This is a genomic window from Helicobacter sp. 219-2 (assembly GCF_030053225.1).
Classification (GTDB): Bacteria; Campylobacterota; Campylobacteria; order Campylobacterales; family Helicobacteraceae; genus Helicobacter; species Helicobacter pylori_C.
On record NZ_JASGBS010000001.1, the window covers coordinates 1,320,020 to 1,345,466 of the forward strand.

Annotated in this window: 17 protein-coding genes, 1 rRNA gene and 2 pseudogenes; 6 read left to right on the forward strand and 14 right to left on the reverse strand. The window is 38.7% G+C overall.

Annotated elements, in window-relative coordinates; translation table 11 throughout:
• Nucleotides 1-109 precede the first annotated feature (109 nt).
• The 9 genes and pseudogenes from P6280_RS06415 to glyS form a co-directional block, all read right to left on the reverse strand.
• Nucleotides 110-1,904, reverse strand: a pseudogene (locus tag P6280_RS06415) (dynamin family protein).
• Nucleotides 1,901-4,228: a dynamin family protein gene (locus P6280_RS06420; RefSeq protein ID WP_283237318.1), complete on the reverse strand. Its 2,328-nt coding sequence runs from the start codon at nt 4,226-4,228 to the stop codon at nt 1,901-1,903. The pseudogene P6280_RS06415 and the gene P6280_RS06420 overlap by 4 nt, the downstream one beginning before the upstream one ends.
• A 1-nt stretch (nt 4,229) precedes the next feature.
• A pseudogene (locus tag P6280_RS06425) lies at nt 4,230-5,871 on the reverse strand (dynamin family protein).
• Between the two features lie 219 nt (nt 5,872-6,090).
• Nucleotides 6,091-6,378, reverse strand: a complete 288-nt coding sequence (locus P6280_RS06430; protein WP_000270927.1) for an endoribonuclease VapD — start codon at nt 6,376-6,378, stop codon at nt 6,091-6,093.
• Nucleotides 6,379-6,445: 67 nt separating this feature from the next.
• Nucleotides 6,446-6,727, reverse strand: a complete 282-nt coding sequence (locus P6280_RS06435) for a DUF3240 family protein (RefSeq protein WP_283237319.1) — start codon at nt 6,725-6,727, stop codon at nt 6,446-6,448.
• Nucleotides 6,728-6,737: 10 nt separating this feature from the next.
• On the reverse strand, nt 6,738-9,797 hold the full coding sequence (locus P6280_RS06440) for an efflux RND transporter permease subunit (RefSeq protein ID WP_283237320.1): 3,060 nt from the start codon (nt 9,795-9,797) through the stop codon (nt 6,738-6,740).
• Nucleotides 9,797-10,876, reverse strand: coding sequence for an efflux RND transporter periplasmic adaptor subunit (locus P6280_RS06445; RefSeq protein WP_283237321.1), 1,080 nt, complete (start codon nt 10,874-10,876; stop codon nt 9,797-9,799). Before P6280_RS06445 ends, P6280_RS06440 begins: the two co-directional genes overlap by 1 nt.
• Nucleotides 10,873-12,174, reverse strand: a complete 1,302-nt coding sequence (locus tag P6280_RS06450) for a TolC family protein (RefSeq protein WP_283237322.1) — start codon at nt 12,172-12,174, stop codon at nt 10,873-10,875. Before P6280_RS06450 ends, P6280_RS06445 begins: the two co-directional genes overlap by 4 nt.
• Nucleotides 12,164-14,266, reverse strand: a complete 2,103-nt coding sequence (glyS, locus tag P6280_RS06455) for a glycine--tRNA ligase subunit beta (protein WP_283237323.1) — start codon at nt 14,264-14,266, stop codon at nt 12,164-12,166. The genes P6280_RS06450 and glyS overlap by 11 nt, the downstream gene beginning before the upstream one ends.
• A 111-nt stretch (nt 14,267-14,377) precedes the next feature.
• On the opposite strand from glyS, the gene P6280_RS06460 reads away from it, so the two are divergent.
• From P6280_RS06460 to gatC, 3 genes are read left to right on the forward strand one after another with little or no spacing between them, the layout of a single operon-like run.
• On the forward strand, nt 14,378-15,433 hold the full coding sequence (locus P6280_RS06460) for a hypothetical protein (protein ID WP_283237324.1): 1,056 nt from the start codon (nt 14,378-14,380) through the stop codon (nt 15,431-15,433).
• Nucleotides 15,434-15,445: 12 nt separating this feature from the next.
• A complete protein-coding gene (gene gpmI, locus P6280_RS06465; protein WP_283237325.1) occupies nt 15,446-16,921 on the forward strand; it encodes a 2,3-bisphosphoglycerate-independent phosphoglycerate mutase in 1,476 nt (491 codons plus the stop codon).
• A 14-nt stretch (nt 16,922-16,935) separates the two neighbouring features.
• Nucleotides 16,936-17,217, forward strand: coding sequence for an Asp-tRNA(Asn)/Glu-tRNA(Gln) amidotransferase subunit GatC (gene gatC / locus P6280_RS06470; RefSeq protein ID WP_021308694.1), 282 nt, complete (start codon nt 16,936-16,938; stop codon nt 17,215-17,217).
• Nucleotides 17,218-17,301: 84 nt separating this feature from the next.
• Here gatC and P6280_RS06475 read toward each other — a convergent pair whose 3' ends face one another.
• A complete protein-coding gene (locus P6280_RS06475; protein ID WP_283237326.1) occupies nt 17,302-18,612 on the reverse strand; it encodes an adenosylmethionine--8-amino-7-oxononanoate transaminase in 1,311 nt (436 codons plus the stop codon).
• A 129-nt stretch (nt 18,613-18,741) separates the two neighbouring features.
• On the opposite strand from P6280_RS06475, the gene P6280_RS06480 reads away from it, so the two are divergent.
• From P6280_RS06480 to ftsZ, 3 genes are all read left to right on the forward strand, one after another.
• Complete coding sequence (locus P6280_RS06480) at nt 18,742-20,205, forward strand: peptidylprolyl isomerase (protein ID WP_283237327.1); 1,464 nt, start codon at nt 18,742-18,744, stop codon at nt 20,203-20,205.
• A complete protein-coding gene (ftsA, locus tag P6280_RS06485) occupies nt 20,205-21,701 on the forward strand; it encodes a cell division protein FtsA (RefSeq protein ID WP_283237328.1) in 1,497 nt (498 codons plus the stop codon). Before P6280_RS06480 ends, ftsA begins: the two co-directional genes overlap by 1 nt.
• A gap of 134 nt (nt 21,702-21,835) precedes the next feature.
• Nucleotides 21,836-22,993: a cell division protein FtsZ gene (ftsZ, locus tag P6280_RS06490; protein WP_015642573.1), complete on the forward strand. Its 1,158-nt coding sequence runs from the start codon at nt 21,836-21,838 to the stop codon at nt 22,991-22,993.
• A 722-nt stretch (nt 22,994-23,715) separates the two neighbouring features.
• Here the strand turns inward: ftsZ and P6280_RS06495 are convergent.
• From P6280_RS06495 to rrf, 4 genes are all read right to left on the reverse strand, one after another.
• Nucleotides 23,716-23,877, reverse strand: coding sequence for a hypothetical protein (locus P6280_RS06495; RefSeq protein ID WP_283237329.1), 162 nt, complete (start codon nt 23,875-23,877; stop codon nt 23,716-23,718).
• A 49-nt stretch (nt 23,878-23,926) separates the two neighbouring features.
• Nucleotides 23,927-24,751, reverse strand: a complete 825-nt coding sequence (mscS, locus tag P6280_RS06500; protein WP_096398703.1) for a small-conductance mechanosensitive channel MscS — start codon at nt 24,749-24,751, stop codon at nt 23,927-23,929.
• Nucleotides 24,738-24,944 carry a hypothetical protein gene (locus P6280_RS06505; protein WP_283237330.1) on the reverse strand — a complete coding sequence of 69 codons (207 nt, stop codon included), beginning with the start codon at nt 24,942-24,944 and terminating at the stop codon, nt 24,738-24,740. Before P6280_RS06505 ends, mscS begins: the two co-directional genes overlap by 14 nt.
• Nucleotides 24,945-25,135: 191 nt before the next feature.
• Nucleotides 25,136-25,253, reverse strand: a 5S ribosomal RNA gene (gene rrf, locus P6280_RS06510).
• Nucleotides 25,254-25,447: the final 194 nt, after the last annotated feature.

The window sequence follows — 25,447 nt, forward strand, 5'->3', positions numbered from 1 at the left end:
TAAATTCCTAATCTCATTGATTGTAAAACTCACCATTTTACAATAATAAGTTTAAAATAGCCCTTATCAGCAAATTCTTTGGCACAAGCATGCGGTCTTTATGCGTGGGTTATCTTGATCTTTTACATTTTTGGTAATCTTTCTTAAAATTGTCTTTAAATCGTCGGAGCTTTTGCAAGTTTTCTAAAGAGTAATCTAATTTGAGCAGAGTACTGCAATAGCTTATCAAGTCTTTTGCTGAAGGGGGTAGTTCTTGAAGCCAATAATCTCTAAGTTCTGAGACAACCTCTTTAGCTTCATTCAATTGCCTTAATTTTGAATACCATTCCCTATATGTGTCTTTGAATTGCCTGAGCGTTAGTAAGTTTTTCATAGAAAACTCTAGTTGGAGCAATTCATTAAAATAATTTATTTCATCTCTATGCCCTTGAAGCTCTTCAAAACTCAACCCGCTGTTTTCTATATAAAGCTTGTTGTAATCCCGACACTCTGAAACTATTTTTTGATCTCTTCAAACTCTCGCTCTCGGCGGTTTGTTTCTTCCTTGATCTATTCAAACTCCTGGTAGTTTTCTTCATCATTGTTTTCTTCATCGTCGTTTCTTCTTTGTATTTTTCCCAAGTAAAAGCGCTCACACGATCAAAGACTTTATCAATGCTCTTTTTGAACAAGTTGATCACTTGGTTTAGTTGCACTAAATTCTCTCTTTTGGATCGCTCTTGCTCAGAAAATTCTTTTTTGAGCGATTCAATTTTATTAAAGCTAGCATCGCTAAAATCATCAAAGCCCTTTTGCATTAAATCCAATTTGATAGAATGCAAAGCATCTTGGTAGCGTTTGAACTTGCTCAGATCTTCTTTGATAGCCTTTTCATACGCCAAATGCACCTCGTATAAAACGCTTAAAATTTCGTTTTGTTTTTCGCCCTTTTTATTTAACTCCGTTAAAAATTTCTCAAGCGAGTCAAAAACGGGGCTTTTTTCGCTGAACTCTTTAATTTCTTGATACCCTTCAGAGCTATAAGCGCCAATCCCTAAAAACTCAATGCCATTATTCTCTAAAGTTTCTTTAGTTTGGACAGCGATTTCTTCTAATTGGATTGTTATTTTCAAATCAGCCTTATTCAACACGATAAAAACTTGCTTGCCTTCTTCGTATAATTCTTGCAAATAGTCTAAATCATCGCCTTCAATACCCCCACGCTCGCAACTAATGAGCCATAAAATGTGTTTGGCGTGCTTTAGGGATTCTTTAGAGGCTTGTTCGTCCCTCTCCGTATAGCCTTGATTGGAGGAGTTAAAACCAGGCGTGTCTATGAAGCATAAAGATTCAAAAGGCACGCTAGGAGCGCTTAAAAGCATGAAAGGCATGATCTCTTTCAAATTAAAGCCAAGGGATTTTAAAAACTGATGGTCAAAAGCGAGATGGGGTAATTCCACCATGCCCCCATTTTGAGAAAACCCCATTAAAACCTCTTTTTTACCCTTCAAGCAATAAGTGGGGATAGCTGTAGTGGGATTTATGTCTTCAGGGAGTTTTAATTTCAAACCCAACAATTGGTTTAAAAAAGTGGATTTGCCCGCACTAAACCCTCCCCCCACCGCAACCATGCTCTTTTGAAACAAACTAGGGTAGCTCGCTACTAATTGCAATTCTTTTTTAATTTCTTGGAGCGCTAGTAACGCTATTTCCTTTTCTTTGAGCGAATCCACTCCGCTAGAGAACTCTAAAAACTCGTTATCCAAGACGCTCTGGTATTCTTCTAGCCCTTCATTTTTCATTTTAGCATTTAAAATACGAACGATTAAATCGTAGCGCTCTTTTAAGCCCACTTGGTGGTTGTTTTGGTGGTTTTCAGCCTTGCTATTGTCATTAAAAATGCCCTTAAAAAAATTAACACTCATTGAATCCCTTTTAAAGCCTTGATTTGTGCGTCTAATTGAGCGATGGATTGCTCTTTGTTTTGAACTTGATTTTTCAAATTTTGCATGTCTGTTTTAAGCTTTGAAAGCACCCCACTAGCAAAATCTTGTTTTTCTAGCTCCTTTCTTAAATCAGTGCAGTATTCTTTCACATCGTTTTCAGTCTCAGCTTCAAAATCCCTCAAATGCTTTTCCACGCTTTGTATGAATTGATCGGCTTCATCGCCTTTTAAAAAACCTGTCTTTGCTCCTATCTCGCTAGGAAGAGTGTAATCAAACTCTTCAAATTCAATGGGATCTAAAACGGCATGCATGCTTTTTTTGAAAGCCACCTCATCAATCAAATCATCATCATTGATTATTTGACGCAAGACAGGAAAGACTTTAGCGTAGAGTTCTTTTTTAAAAACGATTTTAAAAGATCCAACGCTGTCGTTCAAAGCTTTTTCGCAGATTTTATGCATCTCTATTAAATAATCCACCACCGCTCCGGCTTTAACCACTGCTCTTGTGCGTCCCACTTCATCATAGCCCGCATCGTCATCAGCCCACCACAAAAAATTTCTTTTAAAGCTTCCCAATGTGCCGCCTTGCTTCACTCTTTCGGTGTAATACTCTTCTTCCTCTTCGTTTTGAGCGCCCGCACTAGCCTTTTGGATAGCTTTCGTTAAGGTTTCATCCAAACCATCTCTAATGTTTTTGATGAAACCAAAGATAAATTCTTCATACGCATCCCTAAACCCTATTTCAATTTCATCAGAGAGCTTTTTATAAGCCTCTATTTGCTTAGTAATAGCGCCCATATCAGCGTCTTTAATCCTATTTTTTTCTTTTTCTAGGTCTTGTGATAACTGCGTGATCAAATTATGGAGGTTGTTGGCTTGAGCTTCTAGGTATTTTTGCAGTCTTTGAGAAATGATGTATTCTTTTTCTTTGGCGGCTTCTTCCAATCGCCCTCTGATCGCATCAATGTTGCTTAAGAGCAATAAACTTTCTTTAGATTTATCATCGCTACTGAAAGCGTCAGGGTAAGCGTTGGTTAAATTCCGCCATGCATTGTAATACTCTTCTTTTTTGCTTTCCCAAGAAGCTTGGTTTTTGAAATCATTATACATGCTAAAGCAAGCCCCTGAAGTCAAAATGATGCCGTTTTTGATCGCGCTTTCAAAGATCTCTTGTTGATGGGGGTATTTTTTCTCCAACAAACTCATGGTCGCATTGAAGGAAGATGAAAGGATCTTTTGCGCATTTTCTAAGGCTGTGGGGAGATGGTGGCGAGAGTTTTGCACTTCACTGGGAGCGCAGACAGCAGAGTCTGCTTGACTCGCCACAAAATAAACCCTCTGAATGCCTTCCTTGTTAGAAACTCTGTCAAACAAATCCATGCCACTATCCGTTAAAAACTGATTGGAAGGGCTTATCACAAACACCACATCGCATTCTTTCAACAAGGCTTTGGTGCGCTCTTCTCTTGAGGCAATCGGATCGTTCACGCCCGGGGTGTCAATGATCTCTAAATCTTTAAGGTTGGGGTTATTCAAAGAAATTTGCACCGCTTTAGTGTAGGGCATATATTTCCCGTTTGCGCCCACGAATTGAAGCAATTTTTGATTCAGCTCTTCTAAGCTGTTGGCTTGAATGTGTGGATCCAATTTTTCCGTGTTGAGCAATCCGCTTTTTTTCATTTTTTCGTATTGATCGTGTGATGAAACGAGCTTCGTATCCTCATTTAATGTGTTTTTAGCAATTTTTCTAGACTTTTCTAATATTTCTTCATCGCTTAAAACTCTCTCTTTGGGCGCTTCTTTATCGCTTTTGTCTTTGCTAAACATACTCAACGCTTTGCTACGAAGCTCTTTAGTCTTATTTTTCCAATTCTGTTTTTCTTTTTGCTTTTTGACTTCTTCTTCAACAATCCTGTTAAACTCCCTTACATACCTTTCATGTTCGTTTTTAAGCTCTGAAATATCCTTTGGGCTATAAAACTCCACTTGAGCGCTCAGGGTTTTTGCATATTTTAAAACAGTGAGGCTAGCGGTCATGGGCGTTGCCGCTTTGGGTAAAACCTCTACACCCTCAAAAATCAAAGCGTTTAAGAGCGAGCTTTTACCCGCTTTCACGCGCCCGATAATGCCGACTTTAAGCCCCCTATTTTCAGCTTGCATGCCCTTTAGGGTTTTCTCTAACTCTTCTGTTTTGATCACAGCGTTATCGCTCATAAAAGGCCCGGCTTTTTCTTGCAAGCCTTGCTCTTTGATGACTTTTTCAATTAAAGCGCTTTTTTGAATGAGTTCTTGAGCGTTCATTTTAATCCTTTAAATATTGTTGTTCTAAATTGCTTAAAGCGTTGATCTTGTTTTCTAAGATTTGTTTTTGAGATTCTAGATCGTTTAGGTGTTTTTCTTTTTCTGTTTGAGCGAGCGCGATTTCTTGTTTTTTATGCGTGATTTCTAATTCGCACCGATCTTTTAGGGATTTTAGGGAATTTTGCAAAGCTTCATTAAACAAGCCTGGTAAAACTTTTTTAAGCTCGTATTGAATCTCTGGTATCACTTTGACTTCAATCAGATTTTCTAATTTTGCCCGCTCTTTTTCTTCATTCCTAAAGAATGAATTAATGATATTAGGCAACAATGTCAGTAAATCTTTTAAAAGAGGTTTTAACCCTTGTAAAATCAGCGCGAACGGTCTTGTAACCGGGTTCTTGGATAAAATCACGCTTAAGGCGTTGATCCCTAATTCAAGGCCATGCTCTAAATTTACAGAAAAACCGCTAGAAAGCTTGTTCAAGCTTTTAAATTCCGCATGGAAATCTTTTGAAAAAGAAAGGTTGATTTTTTCAATCTCTAATTTAGCGTTTTTGATCAAGCTTTGTTGCGTGATGCTTTTTATTTCGCTATTAAGCTCATCAGGTTTGTTGGTTAAAGAGACTAAATAAAGTTTTTCCTCCCTTACATCTTCTATTACTTTTTTAACCACAGATCCCACAGCCACGCTAGAATATTCTTCTTCTAAATTAGCCCTTGATTTTTCATAGTTTTTTTTTCAATGTCTTTAACGCCCAAATCCAAAGCTTTGATCTCTTCTAAAGCCTTTTCTTTAGAGTAATCAAAGCTTTCAATTACGCTTTTTAAGCTGTTTTGTAACCGGGAATTAAAAACTTCAATTGTTTCAAATACAAAGAGCTGAAAAGCTTTTCAGCGTCTATTTTATCCGCTACCTCTAAAAGAGCGTTATTGTCTTTATTAGAATAAATAAGATGCGTTGTCAAATCAAGGTGATCTTGGATTTGATCTTGAATATAATGAGAGATTTCTTCCACTTGCGAAGGCGTTCTTAAATTCGTTTTACTCAAAATAAAGCTAAGGCCTTTGTCAAACTCTAAAAGGTTTTTTAATTCCCTAACCATGCGTTTAGTAAGACTGTCCTCTTCTGCACTTGTGAGAATGACAAAATGCACGCCTCTTTCTAAATATTCCAAAATGGCATTGGTGTGGCTTGAAATAGGGCTATCAAAACCGGGCATATCCACAAACACTAAAGGAGCGCTGTTTTTCAAAGCTTCATTATTCAAATAGACCTTAAGGTAGGAATACTTAGGCGCATTCTATTTAATGACCTCAAAACTTTGCTCATTCAGTTCAAAACTTTCTGCTTTTTCATCATTGTTTGAAAAAGCCTCTATGCGTTCATTAGCGCTATAGTGCAACTCTGTGGCTAAAGAAGTCTCTGGCGTGATAGCGGTAGGCAAAACGCTCTTTTCTAAAAAGCGGTTTAATAGCGTGCTTTTCCCTGCGCTAAAATTCCCCACAATGGGTATCACAAGCTGTTGTTTTTGAATGCTTTCTAAAAGAGTAGAGCATTCTGTTTTATCAATCTCTACTTCTTTTAAAACTTCTAAAACCTGTTCTAAAAACTTCACAAAATTTGTCTGTGCGTGTAAAATCATCATCAATCCTTTAAAATTAAAAATTAAAAACTAAAATCCAAACAAGACGCAAAAATCCCCAAAAAATCCCCAAAAAAGGTTTATAAGATTTATATGGGTGTGGGTTTATATGGGGGTGAAAAGATAAAGCGGCTGACTAGAGAGAGAAAGCGAATTTTTAAGAATAACAATCATTACAAATTGCTAATACAATTTATGCGACTCTTATTATACTCAATTTCACAAAACAATTTTAATCGCTGGCATCAGATCGTTATTTTCTTCTATTTTTAACATTCTCACATCTTTAACACAGATCGCAAAGCTTGGTATTTGCTTGGCTAAAATTTGCACCGTAGCGACGCAAGTAACGGCGTTGATGGTCTCATCGCCAAAATACACGCTGCCTTGTTGCCATTTGAAGCCGTGTTGCTCCATGAATTTACGAATATCCGAATAAACTTTTGAGAGATTCACTGCGTTTTCATTCAGGCAATTGGTGTCAAGATCAAAGGTTATAGCATACATCTTCACTCCTTTATTGGTTTGTGTTATAGCATATTTTACTGAAATCCGTTTGATAAGCGCATGCGTTTTACAGCCCATGCGTTTGAGAATAAAACAATTTCATTTCTTTAGAAGCGAACTGATTTTTTAAATCTTTTGCCAGAGATAAAGCGATCTCATCGCTTAAAAAAAGCTTGAATTTAGCGTAGTCTTTACGCCCGCTCACCTGCTCTTTTTGGCTTAAAAGCAGCGAAGAAGCGGCGTATTTATAGCATTCCACATAAAAAAAATCATCAAAGCCTTTTCCAAATAAATAATCTATTAAAGCGTCTTTCAAGCAAATATCAATATAAATTTCTAAAGCGAGCATGTGAAATCCCTTAATTGATTTTAATCTTTTTAGCGATGAGCATGAACATGGGCGGCAGTAAGAGTAAGGTTAGAGCGCTTGAGGTGACTAAGCCTCCAAGCACCACGATCGCTAAAGGTTTTTGGACTTCTGATCCCACGCTATGAGAAAACAATAAAGGTATCAAACCCAAACCGGCGATGCAAGCGGTCATTAAAACCGGCCTCAAACGCCTTTTAGCGCCCAATAAAACGCATTCTTCTACGCTTTTTCCTTGCAATAAAAGCTCTTTAAAATAACCTATCATCACCACGCCGTTTAAAACCGCAATCCCAAAAAGAGCGATAAAGCCCACGCTCGCTGGCACTGAAATATACTCCCCTAGCGCAAACAACGCAATAAGGCCTCCAGTAACCGCAAAAGGGATATTCAAAAGAATGAGTAAGGCTAAAGGAATGCTTTTAAAAGTGAAAAAAAGAATGAAAAAAATCGCTAAGATGCTTAAAGGGATAACGGTGGAAAGCCTTTTATTGGCCCGTTGCTGGTTTTCAAACTGCCCTCCATAAGTGATATAGTAGCTGGGAGGGAGTTTGATGTTTTGAGTGATCACTTTTTTAGCCTCTTCTACAAAAGAGTTCAAATCGCGCCCCACCACATTACTGCGAACCACGCTCATGCGCATTGAATTTTCACGCACGATAGAAACAGGGCCATCCACTTCTTCAATTTTAGCGATAGAAGTGATAGGCACTAAAACGCCATATTTTGAAGTCAAGGCTAAACTTTTGATTTTAGTGATAGAGCTTGCAAAATCGCTCTCTTGGCGGATCATCACCGGCGTGCGTGAAATCCCTGTAGGGATCACATCCACGATCAAGCCCTCTAAAGCGGATTTTAAAAACTTGGAAAATTCATCGCTAGTGATCCCCACATCCGCCATCGCTTCTTTATTAGGGGTTACATACAAATAATTCACGCCCTCATTGAGCGTGGTTAAAACTTCACTAGATCCTTTAATCCCTTTTAGAGCCTGCGCGATTTGGAAACTCAATTTATTCAATTCGCTAATATCATCTCCAAAAATCTTAACCGCTAAATCCCCCCTAACCCCTGTAAGCATTTCAGAAATCCTCATTTCAATGGGTTGGGTGAAAGAAAAGTTAATCCCCTTAAAGTCTTTTAAAGAATCTATGATTTTTTCTAGTAATTCATCTTTGGTTTTAACGCTCCATTCTTTTTTAGGGATGAAAGAAATAAAAGTATCGGTTTGATTCAAGCCCCCTAAATCCAGCCCCAATTCATCGCTCCCTGTGCGTGCGACAATGCTTTTGACTTCTTTGACATGCTTTTTAATCGCACTTTCAATGTTTAACATGAGATCCCTGGATTGATCTAAAGAAATAGAAGGGGTGGTTTCCACGCTCAAAACCACATCGCCCTCATCTAAAGCGGGCATGAAATTCTTCCCCACGAAAGGGAATAAAGAAAGGCTTGCGATTAAAAAAACAAACGCTCCTAAAATCACTTTTTTAGGGTTACGCACAAAAAATTCCAATAAAGGGGCGTAGATTCTGTTTAAAAACCTCGTTAAAAAGGTTTCGCTATGGGGCGTGGCTTTTAAAACAAGAGAGCTCACTACAGGAATGATAGTGATGGATAAAACTAAAGTGCCTAAAAGCGCATACACAATGCTTTGCACTAAAGGCCTAAACATCTTGCCCTCTAACCCCTGTAAGGTTAGAATCGGCACAAAAAACACAATAATAATCACCACCCCGCTCACCACCGAAACAGCGATTTCTTTGCATGAGCGATAGATCGCATGGAGTTTAGTGGTTTTAGTGTTAGCACTCAATTTTTCAAAAGCGTTTTCCACCACCACTACAGCTGAGTCAATGAGCATGCCTATAGCGATAACCAACCCCCCTAAACTCATCAAGTTTAAAGTCAAATCGCTAAGTTTGATAAAAATAAACGCCACGGACAAACTTAAGGGTAAGATCACCCCCACAGCCACGCTCGCTCTTAAATTCCCTAAGAATAAAAAGAGCGTGATAATGATTAAAACAACGGCTTCAATGAGCGTTTTAGAAACCGTGGCAATGGCTTTTTGCGTGAATTCTGATCGATCATAAAAAACATTAATGGACACGCCACTCGGTAAAAAGGGTTTTAATTCTTCTAGTTTTTGATACACTTGAGCGATGATTTCTTTGGTGTTAGCGTCTTTTAAAGAAAGCACCAAGCCCTCTGTGGTCTCGCCCACACCATCTTTAGTAACAAACCCTAAGCGGGTGCGAGATTGGCTGATAACTTTTGCAAAATCCTTAATGTGCAAATGCCCTAAATTAGTGGAAACGGTGATTTTGCCAATGTCTTCTAAACTCAAAGAAGCGGTTTGGATTTTGACTAAAAAGGTTTCGCCATCTCTATCCACGCGCCCCGCTCCGCTGTTTCTTAAATTCACTCTCACAGCCTCTTCTAAATCAGAAATGCTTATCCCAAGCCTTGCCATGTCATTAAAATCCGGCACAATCACAAACGCTCTGCTAAAGCCTCCAATAGAATTGACATCCGCCACGCCGCTAATCATTCTTAATTGCGGGCGGATCACAAAGTCTAAAAGCTGTCGTTTTTCTATCTCGGTGATATTGCCATCAATAGTGAACATAAAGATGTCTGACAACGGCGTAACAATGGGCGCCATGCCCCCTTCAACTCCTACGGGTAAATCTTTCATCACGCTGCTCAAGCGTTCATTAACAATGTTTCTCGCTAAATAAATATCCACGCTGTCATCAAAATCTATCGTAATATCTGAAATAGAATATTTTGAAATACTTCTTAAAGATTTTTGCCCTTTTAGCCCTAAAAGCTCCAATTCTAAAGGGCGCACGATGTTGTTTTCCATTTCTTCAGGGCTAGAGCCAGGGAGTTTTAAAATGATTTTAACTTGAGTGGGCGAAATATCCGGGAAAGCATCTACTGGAGTATTGATAAAACTATAAGTCCCAAAAAACAAAACAAGAATCGCACAAACAATCACGATTATTCGCTGGCGTAAGGAAAATTCAATAATGGAAGCGAGCATTATTCTTCCCCTAAATTGTTGATCATGCCTTTTAACCCTATCAATGACCCCACTGCCACGCTGTCATTAGGGTGTAAATTTTGAGCGTTCACGATAAAAATCTTGCTGCGCTCTTCTAAAACTTGAACCACCACAGGCCTAAAACCTTTAGGCGTCCTCACAAACACTAGGTAATCCTTTCCGTTTCTAATCAAAGCGTTTGAAGGGATCAAAACCGAGCCTTTAGGCTGTGAGCCTTGAATATACATTTCTACCATTTCCCCCACATGGTAATTGCCCTCATCTAATAAAGCGGTGGCTAAAATCGTGTTAGAGCCTTTGTCCAACACCACCGAAACGCTTTGAATCTTTCCAATTTTTTCCCCCTCTTCATTATAGACCGGCGAATCTCTTTTAATGGATTTAGAAACGCCTATAGGTAATTTAATTTGAGCGATCAAATCATCGCTTTTTGAAATACGCACATAGCTAGTGAAAGCTAAAATCTTCTCGCCCACATTTTTAGGCGCTAACGCTAAAAGACCGCTATCGCTAGCCACAATCCTAAAACCATACTGCCCTTTAGGGTTTTTGGGATCCACCCCAAAGCTTTTAAACGCGCTCTCTAATTGTTCCACCTTTAAGCCCATTTCCTGGCTGGCTAAATAGCTAGTTTGATACTCTCTTTTAGGGATCACCCCAGCCTTATAAAGCTCTAAATCTTTTTTAGTAATATCTTTAGCGATTTTTAATTTATTTTGGTTGTTTTGCAATTCAAAATACAAATTGCTCAAATCAATAGAGCTCACTTCACAGATCGCATCCCCCATTTTCACCTGCTCGCCCTCTCTTTTATAAACCGCGACCACAGACGCATCAAAACTCAAGCTCTGCACCACAGAGCTTTTACTATCAAAATCAATATAAGCGTTAAAAGGAAGCCCTTTACTAAAAATTTCTTTATCTAATTTAACAACCTTTAACCCCATGGGTTGCAAATTTTTTTCTTCTAAAACAATTTCTGGATACTCTCTAGCCTTTAAAGAAACGCCCATTGAAAAAACGCCCATTAACATCAGCCACAATAGTGATCGCTTCAATGCAATACTCCTAATCTGGTCAAGCTCTCCCCTAAAGTTTCTTCTAAAAGCGCGCTAATGTCAATGTATTCAATTTTAGCTTCCGCTAGAGTGATGAGGGCGTCCATGTAAGAATTTTGATAAATCAAGTATTCAAAAAGTCCGATTTTTTGGGCTTCATAAGCGATGCGCCCCATTTCCATCAAACGCTTCTTATTGGCAATGGCTTCTTTTTGGGTTTCAATGTATGCTTCTTTGGTTTTGAGCTGGTTTAAGTAGGAATTGGCGTTGATTCTAATGTTTCGTTTCATCACTTCATTTTGCGCGAGCGTCCCGCTTTGCAAATCCAAGAATTTACGCTTTTGATAGATATTTTTAGGCGTTACCGGTAAAGGGATACGCACTTCTACAGAAAGATTAGTGGAAGAGTTGTAGCTTTCAGAGCCAATCCCAAATTCAAACTCATTAAACACATCTCTATTAGCCAATTTCGCATTCACCTGATAATCTTTGGCCGTCAAATCCAAAATATCCACATACAACGAGCGATCCAATTTGAACTTTAAAGCTTCAGGTTCTAATCGCACGTATTCAAAATCCAAACCGATCACCTTGACATCATGCAAATGGTTTAAATAAGTGTCAAAATGCGCCCCCTCTTTGACCGGCTCCACAATCGCTAGCATCGTGTCTAGCATTTTTTCTAAATCTATGAGTTTGGTTTCCACATTGGTTTTAGCGAGTTTGGATTCCAAATAAGAATTATTGAAGTTGATATAGTCCTTTTCGCTCATGCTGCCGGCTTTGACTTTTTCTTTAGCGATTTTGAGCTGCGAATAAAAGTTTGCTTCTCGTTGCACATACACCTGATATTTTTCTTTAGTCATCACATAAGTCAAATAAAGGCGTTTAGCGCCAATAAAAGCGAGATTTTTATTTAATTGATAACTTTTATCGTATTGAATGGTTTTAATAGAAAGGCTTTTGGATAAAAGCGAACTCACCCATGGGAGCTTGGGTCTTACCACTAAAAGGGTTCTGGGTTGCGCTTCTATAATGCCTTGGAAGTTTTTCACCATAGAAGTTTCATTCTCAATGTAAGGGAAATCCCAAGCGTTCACGGAGCGTTGCTCATTCAAACGGCTTTTAAAATCGGCTTTTTTACCGATCAACTCCATAGAGTTGGTTTCTACTTCTTTGAAAAATTCTTGTAGGGTAAAGGTTTTTGCTTCAAGCATGCTCGCACCAAACATACTCATCAAAAAAGTTACCCCCAAACAAAAACGCTGGACTTTGCGTTTGAAGCCGCTAAATCGCAATTTCTTTAATGTCCCCAATTTCTAAGAAACTTTGATACACGCTCCACAAGAAATTTTTACGATTTTTTTGGATTTCTATATCTTTATCCATCACTAGCACGCTTTTAAAATATTCTTCTAAAGGCGCATGCAAACCAAAATAAGCCTCTATTTTGCTATCCAAACTCTCAAAAGCGCTTGTTTTGATCGCATTGAACGCTTCAAAAAGGGCATGCTCTTGCGATTCTTTGAAAAGACTTATAGAAAACTCGCTTGATTCGTTAGGGCTTCTGTCTTTATTGATATTGGCTAGGCGTTTGAAAGCGCTAAAAAGCAACTCTTTTTTTTGAGCGTTCTTGGGATCGTCTAAAAAGCGTTTTAAGGCTTTGACTTTTTGAATGATTTTAACAATGTCTCGCTCGTTGGTGTTTAACACGCTCCTTATAATAGAGGGGTTACAATCTATTAAATTATTAAAGCGTTCCAGTAAAAACTTCTCTAAAATCTCTAAATCAAAGCTTTGATAAACGCCCACTCTTTCAAAGAGGTTTTTTAAATCCGCTTTCAAATCAAATTCTAACCCATAATGCACAACGATTTTCAATAGCCCAAAACTCAAGCGCCTTAAAGCAAAAGGATCTTTAGATCCGCTAGGGATTTTACCCACGCTAAAAAGAGAAAACAAGCTGTCTAATTTCAAGCTCAAAGCCACGATCGTGCTAAAAACGCTAGAGGGCAAGGGAGCGTTTTCGCTTGCGGGCAAATACTGCTCTTTCACACTCAAGGCGACTAACTCGTTTTCGTTTTGTTTTAAAGCGTAGTAATAGCCCATGATCCCTTGAAGCTCGCTAAATTCATACACCACTTCACTGAGTAAATCCGCCTTAGCGATTCTAACGGCTCGACCAACCAACTCAAGGGCTTTTTCTAAAGGCATGTTTAAAGATGAAGCGTATTTTTGCGTCAAATATTGAGCGATGATTGCTTCTCGCTCCATTTTATCTTTCAGAGTCCCTAAACCTTGCACAAAAACCACGCTCTCTAAAGGGGCGTTATCTAAAGGCTTTTTGAGATCGTTTTCATAAAAGAAAACCGCATCGCTCAAACGGGCTTTTAAAACCTTTTGATTGCCTGCAATGATTTTTTGCTTGTCTTTATTGATAGCGTTGCTCACCACAATAAAGCCGTTGTGCAATGTTGGGCTTTCTTGGCCTTTTTGATTAAAGGCTGCAAAATAGCGTTGGTTTTCTTTCATGGAAGTGGTGATGATTTCACTGGGTAATTTTAAAAACGCTTTGTCAAACTCCCCTAAAAGCGCGCTGGGGTATTCCGTGATCGCTACCACCTCATCTAATAGATCCCTATCTATTTCTACGATGATGTTATGCTTTGTTTCTAACTCTTTAATTTCTTGTAAGATTTTAGCTTCGCGCTTTTTAGGGTCTAAAATGACATGGTTTTTTTCTAAAACTTCAAAATACGCTTTAGGGCTATCCACTTGAATAAAATCAAAACCCTCTTGTCGGTGCACTTTTGTGGCTTGCTTGGTTTTAAAACCATACTCTTTAACTTCAATACCGTTAAAATTTTCCCCATTAAACAACACGCAAATATTATGAATGGGTCTGATAAAGCTTTTTTCCACGCTGCCCCAACGCATAGACTTCCCAAAATTCAAACCCTCTAAAAACTCTAACACAATGGGCATGATTAAGTCTTTTGTAGGCTCTTTCGCATGGATTTTAGCGTGATAAAGCACCTCTTTATTGTTTTTAAACGCTGTTTGGAAATGCTGGTGATCTTTTAACCCTAATTTTTGATAAAACCCTAAACCTAACTCGTTCAACCCTTGCGTTTTATCTTGATGATTGCATGCGATTTTAACGGGAGGCCCAAAAAATTCCTCTTTGGTTTCTTGGGTTAAAAGAGGAAAATCTTTAACCAACAAACACAAACGCCTAGGGGTGTAAAAAATCTCTATATTTCCCACTTCTAAAGTGCACTTTTGAAAAAGAGCGTGGAGTTTTTTAGGCATTTCTTTATATTCATTCAATAACGCTTGCGCGGGCAATTCTTCAACTAAAATCTCTACTAACAATTCATCTGAATGCAAAATCTCAATTCTCCCTAAAAAACAAAATCACTTTTAAGACTAAATCATGTTAGAATTATACTTGAATTTATTCTTAGTTTAGTTTATTTCTCAATACAAAAGGTAGGCGTTTTGAAACATTTAACCCCACTCACTCACACCATCTTTAAAGCCTTATTTCTAGGCACAGCCTTAAGCGCATCTTTAAGCTTAGCCGCAACAGAAAGCCCCACTAAAACAGAGCATAAGTCCGCTAAAGGGGTTAAAAACAAACTCAAATCGCCCGTTACTAAAGTCATGATGACCAATTGCGATAGTATTAAAGACTTTAACGCTAAGCAAAAAGAAGTCTTAAAAGCCGCTTATCAATTCGGCTCTAAAGAAAATTTAGGCTATGAAATGGCAGGCATTGCATGGAAAGAGTCATGCGCAGGGGTTTATAAAATCAATTTTTCAGATCCGAGTGCGGGCGTGTATCATTCTTATATCCCAAGCGTTCTAAAAAGCTATGGGCATAATGATAGCCCCTTTTTGCGTAATGTGATGGGGGAATTGCTCATTAAAAACGATGCGTTTGCTTCTGAAGTGGCTTTAAAAGAGTTGCTCTATTGGAAAACACGCTACCATGACAATCTAAAAAACATGATTAAATCTTACAACAAGGGCAGTCGTTGGGAAAAAAACGAAAAGTCTAACGCTGATGCTGAAAAATATTATGAAGATATACAAGACAGGATCAGGCGTTTGAAAGAATCTAAAATCTTTGATTCGCAGTCTAGTAATGACCAAGAATTGCAAAAAAGCGCTAATAGCAATCTGGATTTAGACCCTATCGGCGACGCCATGCCCCAAACCTTAGCCACCAAAGAAACTCAAACAGAGCAAACCCAAGCAGAAAAATCCCAAGAAATGAAAGAGACAACTAGCGAGCAAACAACCAGTAAGCCAGAAAAAGCAAAAGATAAACCCATGTATTTGGCTCAAATCAACAACGCTGATTTCACACCCGCTAAAAAAAGCCCTCAAAAACCGGCTAAAGTGAGTCAAAAACGCCCCAAAAACAATAAAAATAATGCAAAAAGCAGCACCAAAACCGCTTCCAAAAAACAAGAAGTGTGCAAAAATTGCTCTCCAGGGCAAAGGAATGCGATTTTAGCTAACCACATCACCCTCATGCAAGAGCTTTAAAAAGTCCTAAAAATGGCGCAAAAAACTCTTTTGATCATCACTGATGGCATTGGGTATCGTAAAGATAGCGATCATAACGCATTCTTTCATGCTAAAAAACCCACTTACGACTTGATGTTTAAAACCTTGCCTTATAGCCTGATTGATACGCATGGCTTGAGCGTGGGCTTACCTGAGGGGCAAATGGGGAATTCTGAAGTGGGGCATATGTGTATTGGGGCTGGCAGGGTGCTGTATCAAGATTTAGTTAAAATTTCTTTAAGCCTTCAAAACGATGGCTTAAAAAACAACCCCGCTTTTTTAAACACGATCCACAAAAGCAAAGTGGTGCATCTTATGGGTTTAATGAGCGATGGAGGCGTGCATTCACACATTGAGCATTTTATCGCTTTGGCTTTAGAGTGTGAAAAATCCCATAAAAAAGTCTGTCTGCATTTAATCACCGATGGGCGCGATGTGGCTCCTAAAAGCGCTTTAACTTATTTAAAACAAATGCAAAATATCTGCAATGAAAACATTCAAATCGCTACCATAAGCGGTCGTTTTTATGCCATGGATAGGGATAATCGCTTTGAAAGGATTGAGCTTGCGTATCATAGCTTAATGGGGCTTAATCACACGCCTTTAAGCCCTAGCGAGTATATCCAAAGCCAGTATGATAAAAATACCACCGATGAATTTATCATGCCCGCTTGTTTTAAAGATTATTGCGGCATGCAAGATGATGAAAGTTTTATTTTTATCAATTTCAGGAATGATAGGGCTAGAGAAATCGTGAGCGCTTTAGGCCAAAAGGAATTTAGCGGCTTTAAGCGCGAAACTTTTAAAAAACTCCATATCGCTACCATGACGCCTTATGATAACACTTTCCCCTACCCTATTTTATTCCCCAAAGAAAGCGTTCAAAACACGCTCGCTGAAGTGGTCTCTCAGCACAACCTGACCCAAAGCCATATCGCTGAAACTGAAAAATACGCACATGTAACCTTTTTCATCAATGGCGGAGTGGAAACGCCTTTTAAAAATGAAAACCGAGTGCTTATCCAAAGCCCAAAAGTTACCACTTATGACTTAAAGCCTGAAATGAGCGCTAAAGAAGTAACCCTTGCGGTGTTAGAGCAAATGAAATTAGGCACGGATTTGATCATTGTGAATTTTGCTAATGGCGATATGGTGGGGCATACGGGGAATTTTGAAGCGAGCATCAAAGCGGTAGAAGCGGTGGATGCATGTTTAGGGGAAATCCTTTCACTGGCTAAAAAATTGGATTACGCCATGCTTTTAACCAGCGATCATGGGAATTGCGAACGCATGAAAGATGAAAATCAAAACCCCTTAACCAACCACACCGCCGGGAGCGTGTATTGCTTTGTTTTAGGGAATGGAGTTAGATCCATTAAAAACGGAGCGCTAAACAATATCGCTAGTAGCGTGTTAAAACTCATGGGCATTAAAGCCCCAGCAACGATGGACGAACCCTTATTTTAAACTAAAGGAAGAGAATGCAAATTGATGACGCATTACTGCAACGCTTAGAAAAATTGAGCATGCTAGAGATTAAAGATGAGCATAAAGAGAGCGTTAAAGGCCATTTAGCAGAGATTTTAGGCTTTGTAGAAAACATTTTCGCTTTAGAAACTAGCACGCTAAAAACAGATACAAAGCTATGCACCCCCTTAAGAGAAGATGAGCCCAAAAGCCAACCCCACATTGCCAAAGAGATTTTAAGCCAAAACAAACACAGCCAAGATCATTACTTCGTTGTGCCAAAAATCATTGAATAGGTTTATTGAATAGGTTTATTGAATAGGTTTCATATCAAGTTAAAAACTTGATTCTTGAAATCAAACAGACAGAAAAAAGCGCTTTCAGCCTTTTTTTAACTCATCAAGAATTTCCACTAGCCCCACAATCGCCTTTTTGATTTCTTCATGCGTGATAATATAAGGGGGCATGAGGTAAATGGTGTTGTTTAAAGGGCGTAATAACAGGCCTTTGGTTAGCGCTTTTTTAAAAACCGCCAAACTCAAACGCTCTTTGGTTTGAATGAAGACTTCAAAGGCAAAGACCATGCCCAAATGCCTTAAATCAGACACCACTTGTTGCTCTATCAAGGGTTTTAATGCGTTTTGGAGCGCGTTAAAAATAAACCCGCTTAAAGCCTTGTTCTTTTCAATAACATTTTCTTTTTCAAAAATATCCAGCGTAGCGTTCGCGCATGCACATGCTAGGGCGTTTCCTGTGTAGCTGTGCGAATGCAAAAACGCTTTATTTTCTTCATAGGGAGCGTAAAATTGGTTATAGATTTCATTATGGGTTAATAGCGCGCTTAAAGGCAAATACCCCCCACTAATCCCTTTAGACAAGCATAAAAAATCCGGCTCAATCTCGCATTGTTCAAAAGCGAACATGCTCCCTGTGCGCCCAAACCCGGTAGCGATTTCATCAAAAATAATGTGGATATTTTTTTGCTTGCACAATAAAACGGCTTGTTTTAAATATTTTGCGCTATAAATATGCATATTCCCCGCGCATTGCAAAAGAGGCTCTGCAATGAAGGCGCAAATTTCTTCATGATGCTTGTCTAACAAACGCTTCAAAGCGTTCAAACTATTTTCTATTTCATTGTCGTTTTTAGGCACAGGCGTAGTGAGATTTTTGAGTAATAAAAGGGTGTAAGTGTCTTTATAGAGTTTCACATCGCCCACACTTAAAGCTCCCAAAGTTTCGCCATGATAGGAATTAGAGAGCGATAAAAAAAGCCTTTTGCGGCTCGTTTGATTCTTTAAAAAATGGGCGTGATAGCTCATTTTCAAAGCGATTTCAATACAAGATGAGCCGTTATCCGCATAAAAGCATTTGTCCATATGAGTGAGCTGGCAAAGCCTTTGAGAGAGCGTAATGATGGGCTTATGGCTAAAAGAAGCCAAAAGGACATGCTCTAGATTATCAATTTGATTTTTAAGCTGCTGGCTGATGTAGGCGTTATTATGCCCAAAAAGATTCACCCACCATGAGCTGATCAAATCCATGTAAGCGTTACCATTAAAATCATAGAGGTAAATCCCTTGAGCCTTTTTAATGGGGATAATAGGGAAATTTTGATGCTCTTGCATTTGCGAGCAAGGGTGCCAAAGATACTCCAAATCCAAAGCGGCTAAATTTTCTTGAAAATTCATGTTAAAAACTCTCTATAATAAGGATAATTTTAATAACCTTTGGTTAAAATAAGGTTATTTGATTTTACTATAAGGTTGTTTAAACCTGAATTTCACATTTTTTATCTTTTAAAAGGGATTAGAGTTCTTATGATTGAATGGATGCAAAATCATAGAAAGTATTTAGTGGTTACAATATGGATAAGCACGATCGCTTTTATTGCCGCCGGGATGATAGGCTGGGGGCAATACAGCTTTTCTTTAGATAGCGGTAGCGCTGCCAAAGTGGGACAGATTAAGATTTCTCAAGAAGAATTAGCCCAAGAATACCGCCGCCTTAAAGACGCATACGCTGAGTCTATCCCCAATTTTAAAGAACTCACTGAAGATCAAATCAAAGCCATGCATTTAGAAAAAAGCGCTTTAGATTCGCTCATCAATCAAGCCCTATTGAGAAATCTCGCTTTAGATTTAGGGCTTGGCGCTACAAAGCAAGAAGTGGCGAAAGAGATCAAAAAAACGAGTGTTTTTCAAAAAGATGGCATTTTTGATGAAGAATTGTATAAAAATATCTTAAAGCAAAGCCATTACCGCCCCAAACACTTTGAAGAAAGCGTTGAAAGGCTTTTAATCCTTCAAAAAATCAGCGCTCTCTTCCCCAAAACCACTACCCCTTTGGAGCAATCCAGTTTATCGCTTTGGGCAAAATTGCAAGACAAATTAGACATTCTTATCCTAAACCCTAATGATGTTAAAATTTCTCTTAATGAAGAAGAGATGAAAAAATATTACGAGTCCCATAAAAAGGATTTTAAAAAGCCCACAAGCTTTAAAACACGCTCTTTATATTTTGACGCTAGTTTGGAAAAACCTGATTTGAAAGAGTTGGAGGAATACTACCATAAAAACAAGGTGTCTTATTTGGATAAAGAGGGGAAATTACAGGATTTTAAAAGCGTTCAAGAGCAAGTCAAGCATGATTTAAGCATGCAAAAAGCGAATGAAAAAGCCTTAAGGAGTTATATCGCTTTAAAAAAAGCGAACGCGCAAAACTACACCACGCAAGATTTTGAAGAAAACAACTCCCCCTATACTGCTGAAATCACACAAAAACTCGCCGCTCTCAAGCCCCTTGAAATCCTAAAACCAGAGCCTTTTAAAGATGGTTTTATTGTGGTGCAGCTCATCTCTCAAACCAAAGACGAATTGCAGAATTTCAATGAAGCTAAAAGCACTCTTAAAACCCGCTTGACTCAAGAAAAAACCCTTATAGCGTTACAAACCTTAGCCAAAGAAAAACTTAAGGATTTTAAAGGCAAAAGCGTGGGCTATGTGAGCCCTAATTTTGGAGGCACTATTAATGAGCTTAACCAAGAAGAAAGCGCTAAGTTTATCAACGCCCTTTTTAACCGCCAGGAAAAAAAGGGGTTTATCGCTATTAATAATAAAATGGTGCTCTATCAAATCACAGAACAAAATTTCAACCACTCATTTAGCGCAGAAGAAAGCCAGTATATGCAGCGTTTAGTCAATAACACTAAAACGGATTTTTTTGATAAAGCGTTGATAGAAGAATTAAAAAAACGCTACAAGATAGTCAAATACATTCAATAATGCAAGGGGAAATCATGGAACATAAAGAAATCGTTATAGGGGTTGATATAGGCTCTAGAAAGATTTGCGCGATAGTGGCTGAATTTAAAGAAGGGATTTTGCGCATCATTGGCACAGCCCATCAAGACTCCAAAGAAATCAATTCAAAAGCCATTAAAAGAGGGCGTATCAATAGCCTTGCTCACGCTTCTAACGCCATTAAAGAAGTGATTAATAGCGCTAAAAAAATGGCGGGTTTGAACGCTGATGAAGACCGAAATAACCCCATTTCCTCCTTTAGGGAATCGTATTACCCTAAAACCAAAGCGATTGTTTCTTTTTCTGGGGCTTATACGGAAAGCATTAGAGATGTTACCGGTGTGGCGAGCACCAAAGATAATGTGGTAACCATTGATGAAATCAATCGTGCTATCAATAACGCATGCGCTAAAGCAGGCTTGGATAACGACAAACATATTTTGCATGCCCTCCCCTATCGCTTCACTTTAGACAAACAAGAAGTGAATGACCCTTTAGGAATGAGCGGCACTCGCCTAGAAGTCTTTATCCACATTGTCTATACAGAAAAAAACAACATTGAAAATTTAGAAAAAATCATGATCCAATCTGGGGTAGAGATTGAAAACATCGTGATCAATTCTTATGCAGCTTCAATTGCTACCTTGTCTAATGATGAAAGGGAATTGGGCGTGGCTTGCGTGGATATAGGCGGAGAGACATGCAACCTTACGATTTATAGCGGCAATTCCATACGCTATAACAAATACTTACCCATAGGCTCTCACCATTTAAGCACGGATCTATCGTCCATGCTCAACACCCCATTCCCTTACGCTGAAGAAGTTAAGATCAAATACGGGGATCTTTCTTTTGAAAGCGGCGAAGAAACGCCCTCTCAAAGTGTTCAAATCCCTACCACCGGATCGGATGGCAATGAAAGCCATATAGTGCCTCTTAGCAAAATCCAAAATATCATGAGGGACAGGGCTTTGGAAACTTTTCAAATCATTCACAGAAGCATTCAAGATAGCGGTTTAGAAGAGCATTTGGGTGGGGGCGTTGTTTTAACCGGCGGGATGGCTTTAATGAAAGGGATTAAAGAGCTGGCTAAAGCCCATTTCACTAATTACCCCGTGCGTTTGGCCGCCCCTATGGAAAAATACAATATCATGGGCATGTTTGAAGACTTGAAAGACCCTCGCTTTTCAGTCGTGGTCGGCTTGATTTTATACAAAGCAGGGGGGCATACCAATTACGAAAGAGACTCTAAAGGGATTATCCGCTACCATGAAATTGATGATTACACAAGAACAGCCCACCAATCAAGCCCTACCCCCCATATCCATTCATCGCCTACAGAAAGGAATTTGAGCGATTTAAAAGCCCCTAGCGCTCCTTTAAACACCGCTAAAAACGATGATTTTTTACCCGTAAAACCCACCGAGCAAAAAGGTTTTTTTAAAAGTTTCCTTGATAAGATTTCTAAAATCTTTTAAGATATAACAATTTCTTTATGCGATAAAGACGCCTTAATAAATAGTTATCAAAAGCTAGAAAACATGGTATAATCCTTTAGCTATTTATCAAAGTTTAAGATTTGCAAAAATCGTATCTCAAGGGGAATGTGGCTATGGTTCATCAATCAGAGATGGAAAATTATAATATTGGTCAAGCAAGCATTGAAGAAGTAAGCGATCCAGCTTATAAAGGGGCTAAGATTGTCGTTATCGGTGTTGGAGGTGGGGGATCTAACATGATTAAACACTTGGTTGAATACGGCGTGCATCAAGATGTTACCCCCATTGCTGTTAATACTGATGGCCAGCATCTCAAAAACAATCCCGCTCCGGTTAAAATCCTTTTAGGCAAAGAATCCACTGGAGGTTTGGGTGCTGGAGGGATTCCTGATATTGGTAGAAAAGCCGCTGAAGAAAGCGCTAATGAAGTGAGAGAAGCGATTAAAGACGCTAAATTAGTCATTATCTCTACAGGGCTTGGAGGAGGGACTGGGACTGGAGCCACCCCTACTATCGTTAAAATCGCAAAAGAAGTGGGAGCGCTCACGATTGCTGTCGTTACCAAGCCTTTCAAATACGAAGGGAATCAAAAAAAGAAGAGGGCTGAAGAGGGATTGAAAGAATTGGAGCAATCTAGCGATTCTATTTTGGTTATCCCTAATGACAAAATCCTTCTCACCATGAAAAAAAACGCTAGCACCACGGAATGTTATAGGGAAGTTGATGATGTCTTGGTTAGGGCGGTGAGCGGCATTTCTACCATCATCACTAAACCCGGTAATATCAATGTTGATTTTGCCGATTTAAAGAGCGCTCTTGGTTTTAAAGGCTTTGCGTTAATGGGTATTGGTGAAGCGACTGGCGAAGATTCTGCTAAAGCAGCGGTGGAAAATGCGATCCAATCGCCTCTTCTTGATGACGCTTCTATTGAAGGGGCTAAGAGCATCATTGTCTTTTTTGAGCACCACCCTGATTATCCTATGATGGCTTATTCCAACGCATGCGATTTTATTCAAGATCAAGCCCATCAAGATGTTGATGTTAAGTTTGGCCAACACACGAGCGAGAATATCCCCATTGATCATGTGCGTGTTACCATCATTGCAACCGGTGCTGAAAGAAACAGCACTGGAGCGAGTTTGGAATCGATCGCTACGCCCTCTCAGCCTGTAGTGAAACAAACAAGAAAAGTGGGTAATGGTGAGTATTTAAAGATCCCTACTGAAGAAGAGCTATCCATACCCACAACCATGAGGATCCAGCAAGATTAATTGCAGATCTCGCTTTTCTCCCCTATTTTTATAGGGTCATAATAAAGCGGTTTGTTGGGTTTTTCTCATTCATTTTTTAGAATAAAATTAAAGAGCTTTGATTTTCTGTGTGCTGACTTTTAGGGCGTTTGGGGGATTTTTTAAAGCACTTAAAGAGAGGGAAATTATCCCAAAAACACCCCCTAGTTAATGAAGCACTAGAAACTCATTGGGCAAAAACCAAGGGCTTTGTTTTTCATGCTTGCCACCCATTGCTTGCCACCCATAAATCCATAAACTCCGTTATAGATTTGAGAAGTCAATACATTTTTAATTTGATTGAGTTCTGCATTCTTTAGGGCTGATTTAGGGACTTCAATGACTAGCTGATTAATACTTTATCGCTCAAAAGGGTTATCAATCTGCATCAAAGATGAAGTCATGGCACTTATTTAAGCTATTTGCATGCGATGCCTTTAACCAACACATAAACTAGGCCTATGTTCTCTACTTGTCTTATCGCTAATGAGATGTCGTGGGATAATTCCGCTAACATTGATGAGCTGACTTAAAAGGTCTTGTTCGTTAATGAAACAATACTCAAGCGTTAGTGTCAAATTGATTGGCTTTAAAAGGGGTGGCTTCTTTTGATCCAAACTCTTTAATAATGGGCCCCATCGTTATATGTCCTACAACCAGAGATAACCGCTACTAGGCAGTTAGCATTCGCTCGTATAATCGGCTCATACAAATAAAGCGGTGGTGTTCATCTTTTGAGCCATAGTCAAATCATCATAACCCACTGAATGGGAATTGATAGGATCTTTTTCGTTATCAATCAAGTTAGACTTGGTGCATTTAGAATTATTTGCACCGATGAAAATGTTTTTAAAATCGCTTGACACATGTTACTCCTTTAAAATTCAAGTATTACTACAATGCACCTCACACCAATCACTTAGAAGAGTCTTGATTTTTAATAGCAATATCTAGCCTATTGAAAGGGATTTCAATGTGGTTAGCGTCTAGGGCGTTTTTGATGCGTTCAATGAGTTCGCTACGCACATTAAAGATCCCGTCTTCAATCTTTGCCCAAACCCTAATGGTGAAATTCAATGAGCTGGATCCAAAATCCGTGATTCCAATAAAAGTGGGCATGTTTTTATCAATTTTTTCCATTGTATCAATAACATCTTTTATCGTCTTATGCACTAGTTCAATATCGCTCCCATACCCTACCCCACAAACCCATTCAATGCGCCGACATGCAGTGTTATTGCCATTGATAATATTAGAATTAGCGACACTTCTATTGGGCAAAACCGCCAAACGCCCGTCATGCAAGCGTAAAGAGGTATTAAAAAAATCAAGTGCTTCTACTTTGCCCTCTAGGCCAGAGATTTCAATGATGTCTCCTTTTTTGAAAGGGTGTAAAATGATAAGGATTATCCCTCCAGCAATGCTTGAAAGATAATCTTTTAAAGCCAACGCCACAGCAATCCCCACCGTTCCTAAAACAGTGATAATAGAGGTGGTTTGCACGCCTAGCGTGCTGAGCGTAATGATTGTGGTGATGATAAGGGTTAAGATAAAAGTAACCTGCGCGACAAAATTCGCTAAAATCTCATCCTTTTTGGATAAAAGTTTCAAGGTTTTGTTTCGTAAGAAAAACGAAAAATAAAAACCTATACAAAAGACAACGACAGCCTTGATCAAGATTATCCCAAAATGCTTTGCCTGCGGGACAAAATCCACTAACAGCGTTTTAATTTCGTCCATAAATTTTTCCTTTTAAAATAAATTGATTAACTTTCCCATAAAGTTCCAATCTTTTCTGTGAATATTTAATAGTGAAGCTTTGAAGCGCACTATTGGATAAAATTTTGTCTTTTGAAATGGTTACATTAAAAATGCACAGGCAGGATTGATTAGAATCGTTGCGATCGGCAAGAATCCCTTTTAATGGTGGCATGAAGATCCTTTTTAGAATAATTCTACAATAATTTTTGCCAAAAGTTTTTTGAGCGCTTCCTTTTATGATAAAAACAGCTTATAAAACCATAAACCCCTAAAACAAACCAACAACATTGAAACCAAACACTAAACATTAAAAATAAGATTAAAGAAAAAGATAAAAAAGCAAGACTAAAAAACATTTCCCTATCCCTGCACCGACCTACATTCCCACTCTTGAAAAGAGCAGTATTATCAGCGATGAAGAGCTTGACTTCCAGGTTCGGAATGGTTAACTGGGTAGTTCCTCTTCTCTAAAGGCACAAGGAAAAGGGAGCTAAAGATAAAACGCATTTACCCTTAACTCCCCTTTCTCTTTATAGGGAGCTGTTTTTAGAAGATAGTTAATAGCCCTTAATTAAAACAAGTTAGATTTTATCTTGTTTCTCATTAAAGTTTAATCGTATAAAAGTCTTTATAAAACTCCAACTCTCTTACACTCAGTAAGGCAGTGGTAACTTA

What these genes read in the sequence shown, in the direction of transcription:
- P6280_RS06480 (WP_283237327.1), top strand. Translation starts at nt 18,742, where the DNA reads ATGATTGAATGGATGCAAAATCATAGAAAGTATTTAGTGGTTACAATA.
- ftsZ (WP_015642573.1), top strand. Translation starts at nt 21,836, where the DNA reads ATGGTTCATCAATCAGAGATGGAAAATTATAATATTGGTCAAGCAAGC.
- gpmI (WP_283237325.1), top strand. Translation starts at nt 15,446, where the DNA reads ATGGCGCAAAAAACTCTTTTGATCATCACTGATGGCATTGGGTATCGT.
- ftsA (WP_283237328.1), top strand. Translation starts at nt 20,205, where the DNA reads ATGCAAGGGGAAATCATGGAACATAAAGAAATCGTTATAGGGGTTGAT.
- P6280_RS06475 (WP_283237326.1), bottom strand. Translation starts at nt 18,612, where the DNA reads ATGAATTTTCAAGAAAATTTAGCCGCTTTGGATTTGGAGTATCTTTGG.
- P6280_RS06420 (WP_283237318.1), bottom strand. Translation starts at nt 4,228, where the DNA reads ATGAACGCTCAAGAACTCATTCAAAAAAGCGCTTTAATTGAAAAAGTC.
- P6280_RS06435 (WP_283237319.1), bottom strand. Translation starts at nt 6,727, where the DNA reads ATGCTCGCTTTAGAAATTTATATTGATATTTGCTTGAAAGACGCTTTA.
- mscS (WP_096398703.1), bottom strand. Translation starts at nt 24,751, where the DNA reads ATGGACGAAATTAAAACGCTGTTAGTGGATTTTGTCCCGCAGGCAAAG.
- P6280_RS06440 (WP_283237320.1), bottom strand. Translation starts at nt 9,797, where the DNA reads ATGCTCGCTTCCATTATTGAATTTTCCTTACGCCAGCGAATAATCGTG.
- P6280_RS06505 (WP_283237330.1), bottom strand. Translation starts at nt 24,944, where the DNA reads ATGCCACCATTAAAAGGGATTCTTGCCGATCGCAACGATTCTAATCAA.
- gatC (WP_021308694.1), top strand. Translation starts at nt 16,936, where the DNA reads ATGCAAATTGATGACGCATTACTGCAACGCTTAGAAAAATTGAGCATG.
- P6280_RS06430 (WP_000270927.1), bottom strand. Translation starts at nt 6,378, where the DNA reads ATGTATGCTATAACCTTTGATCTTGACACCAATTGCCTGAATGAAAAC.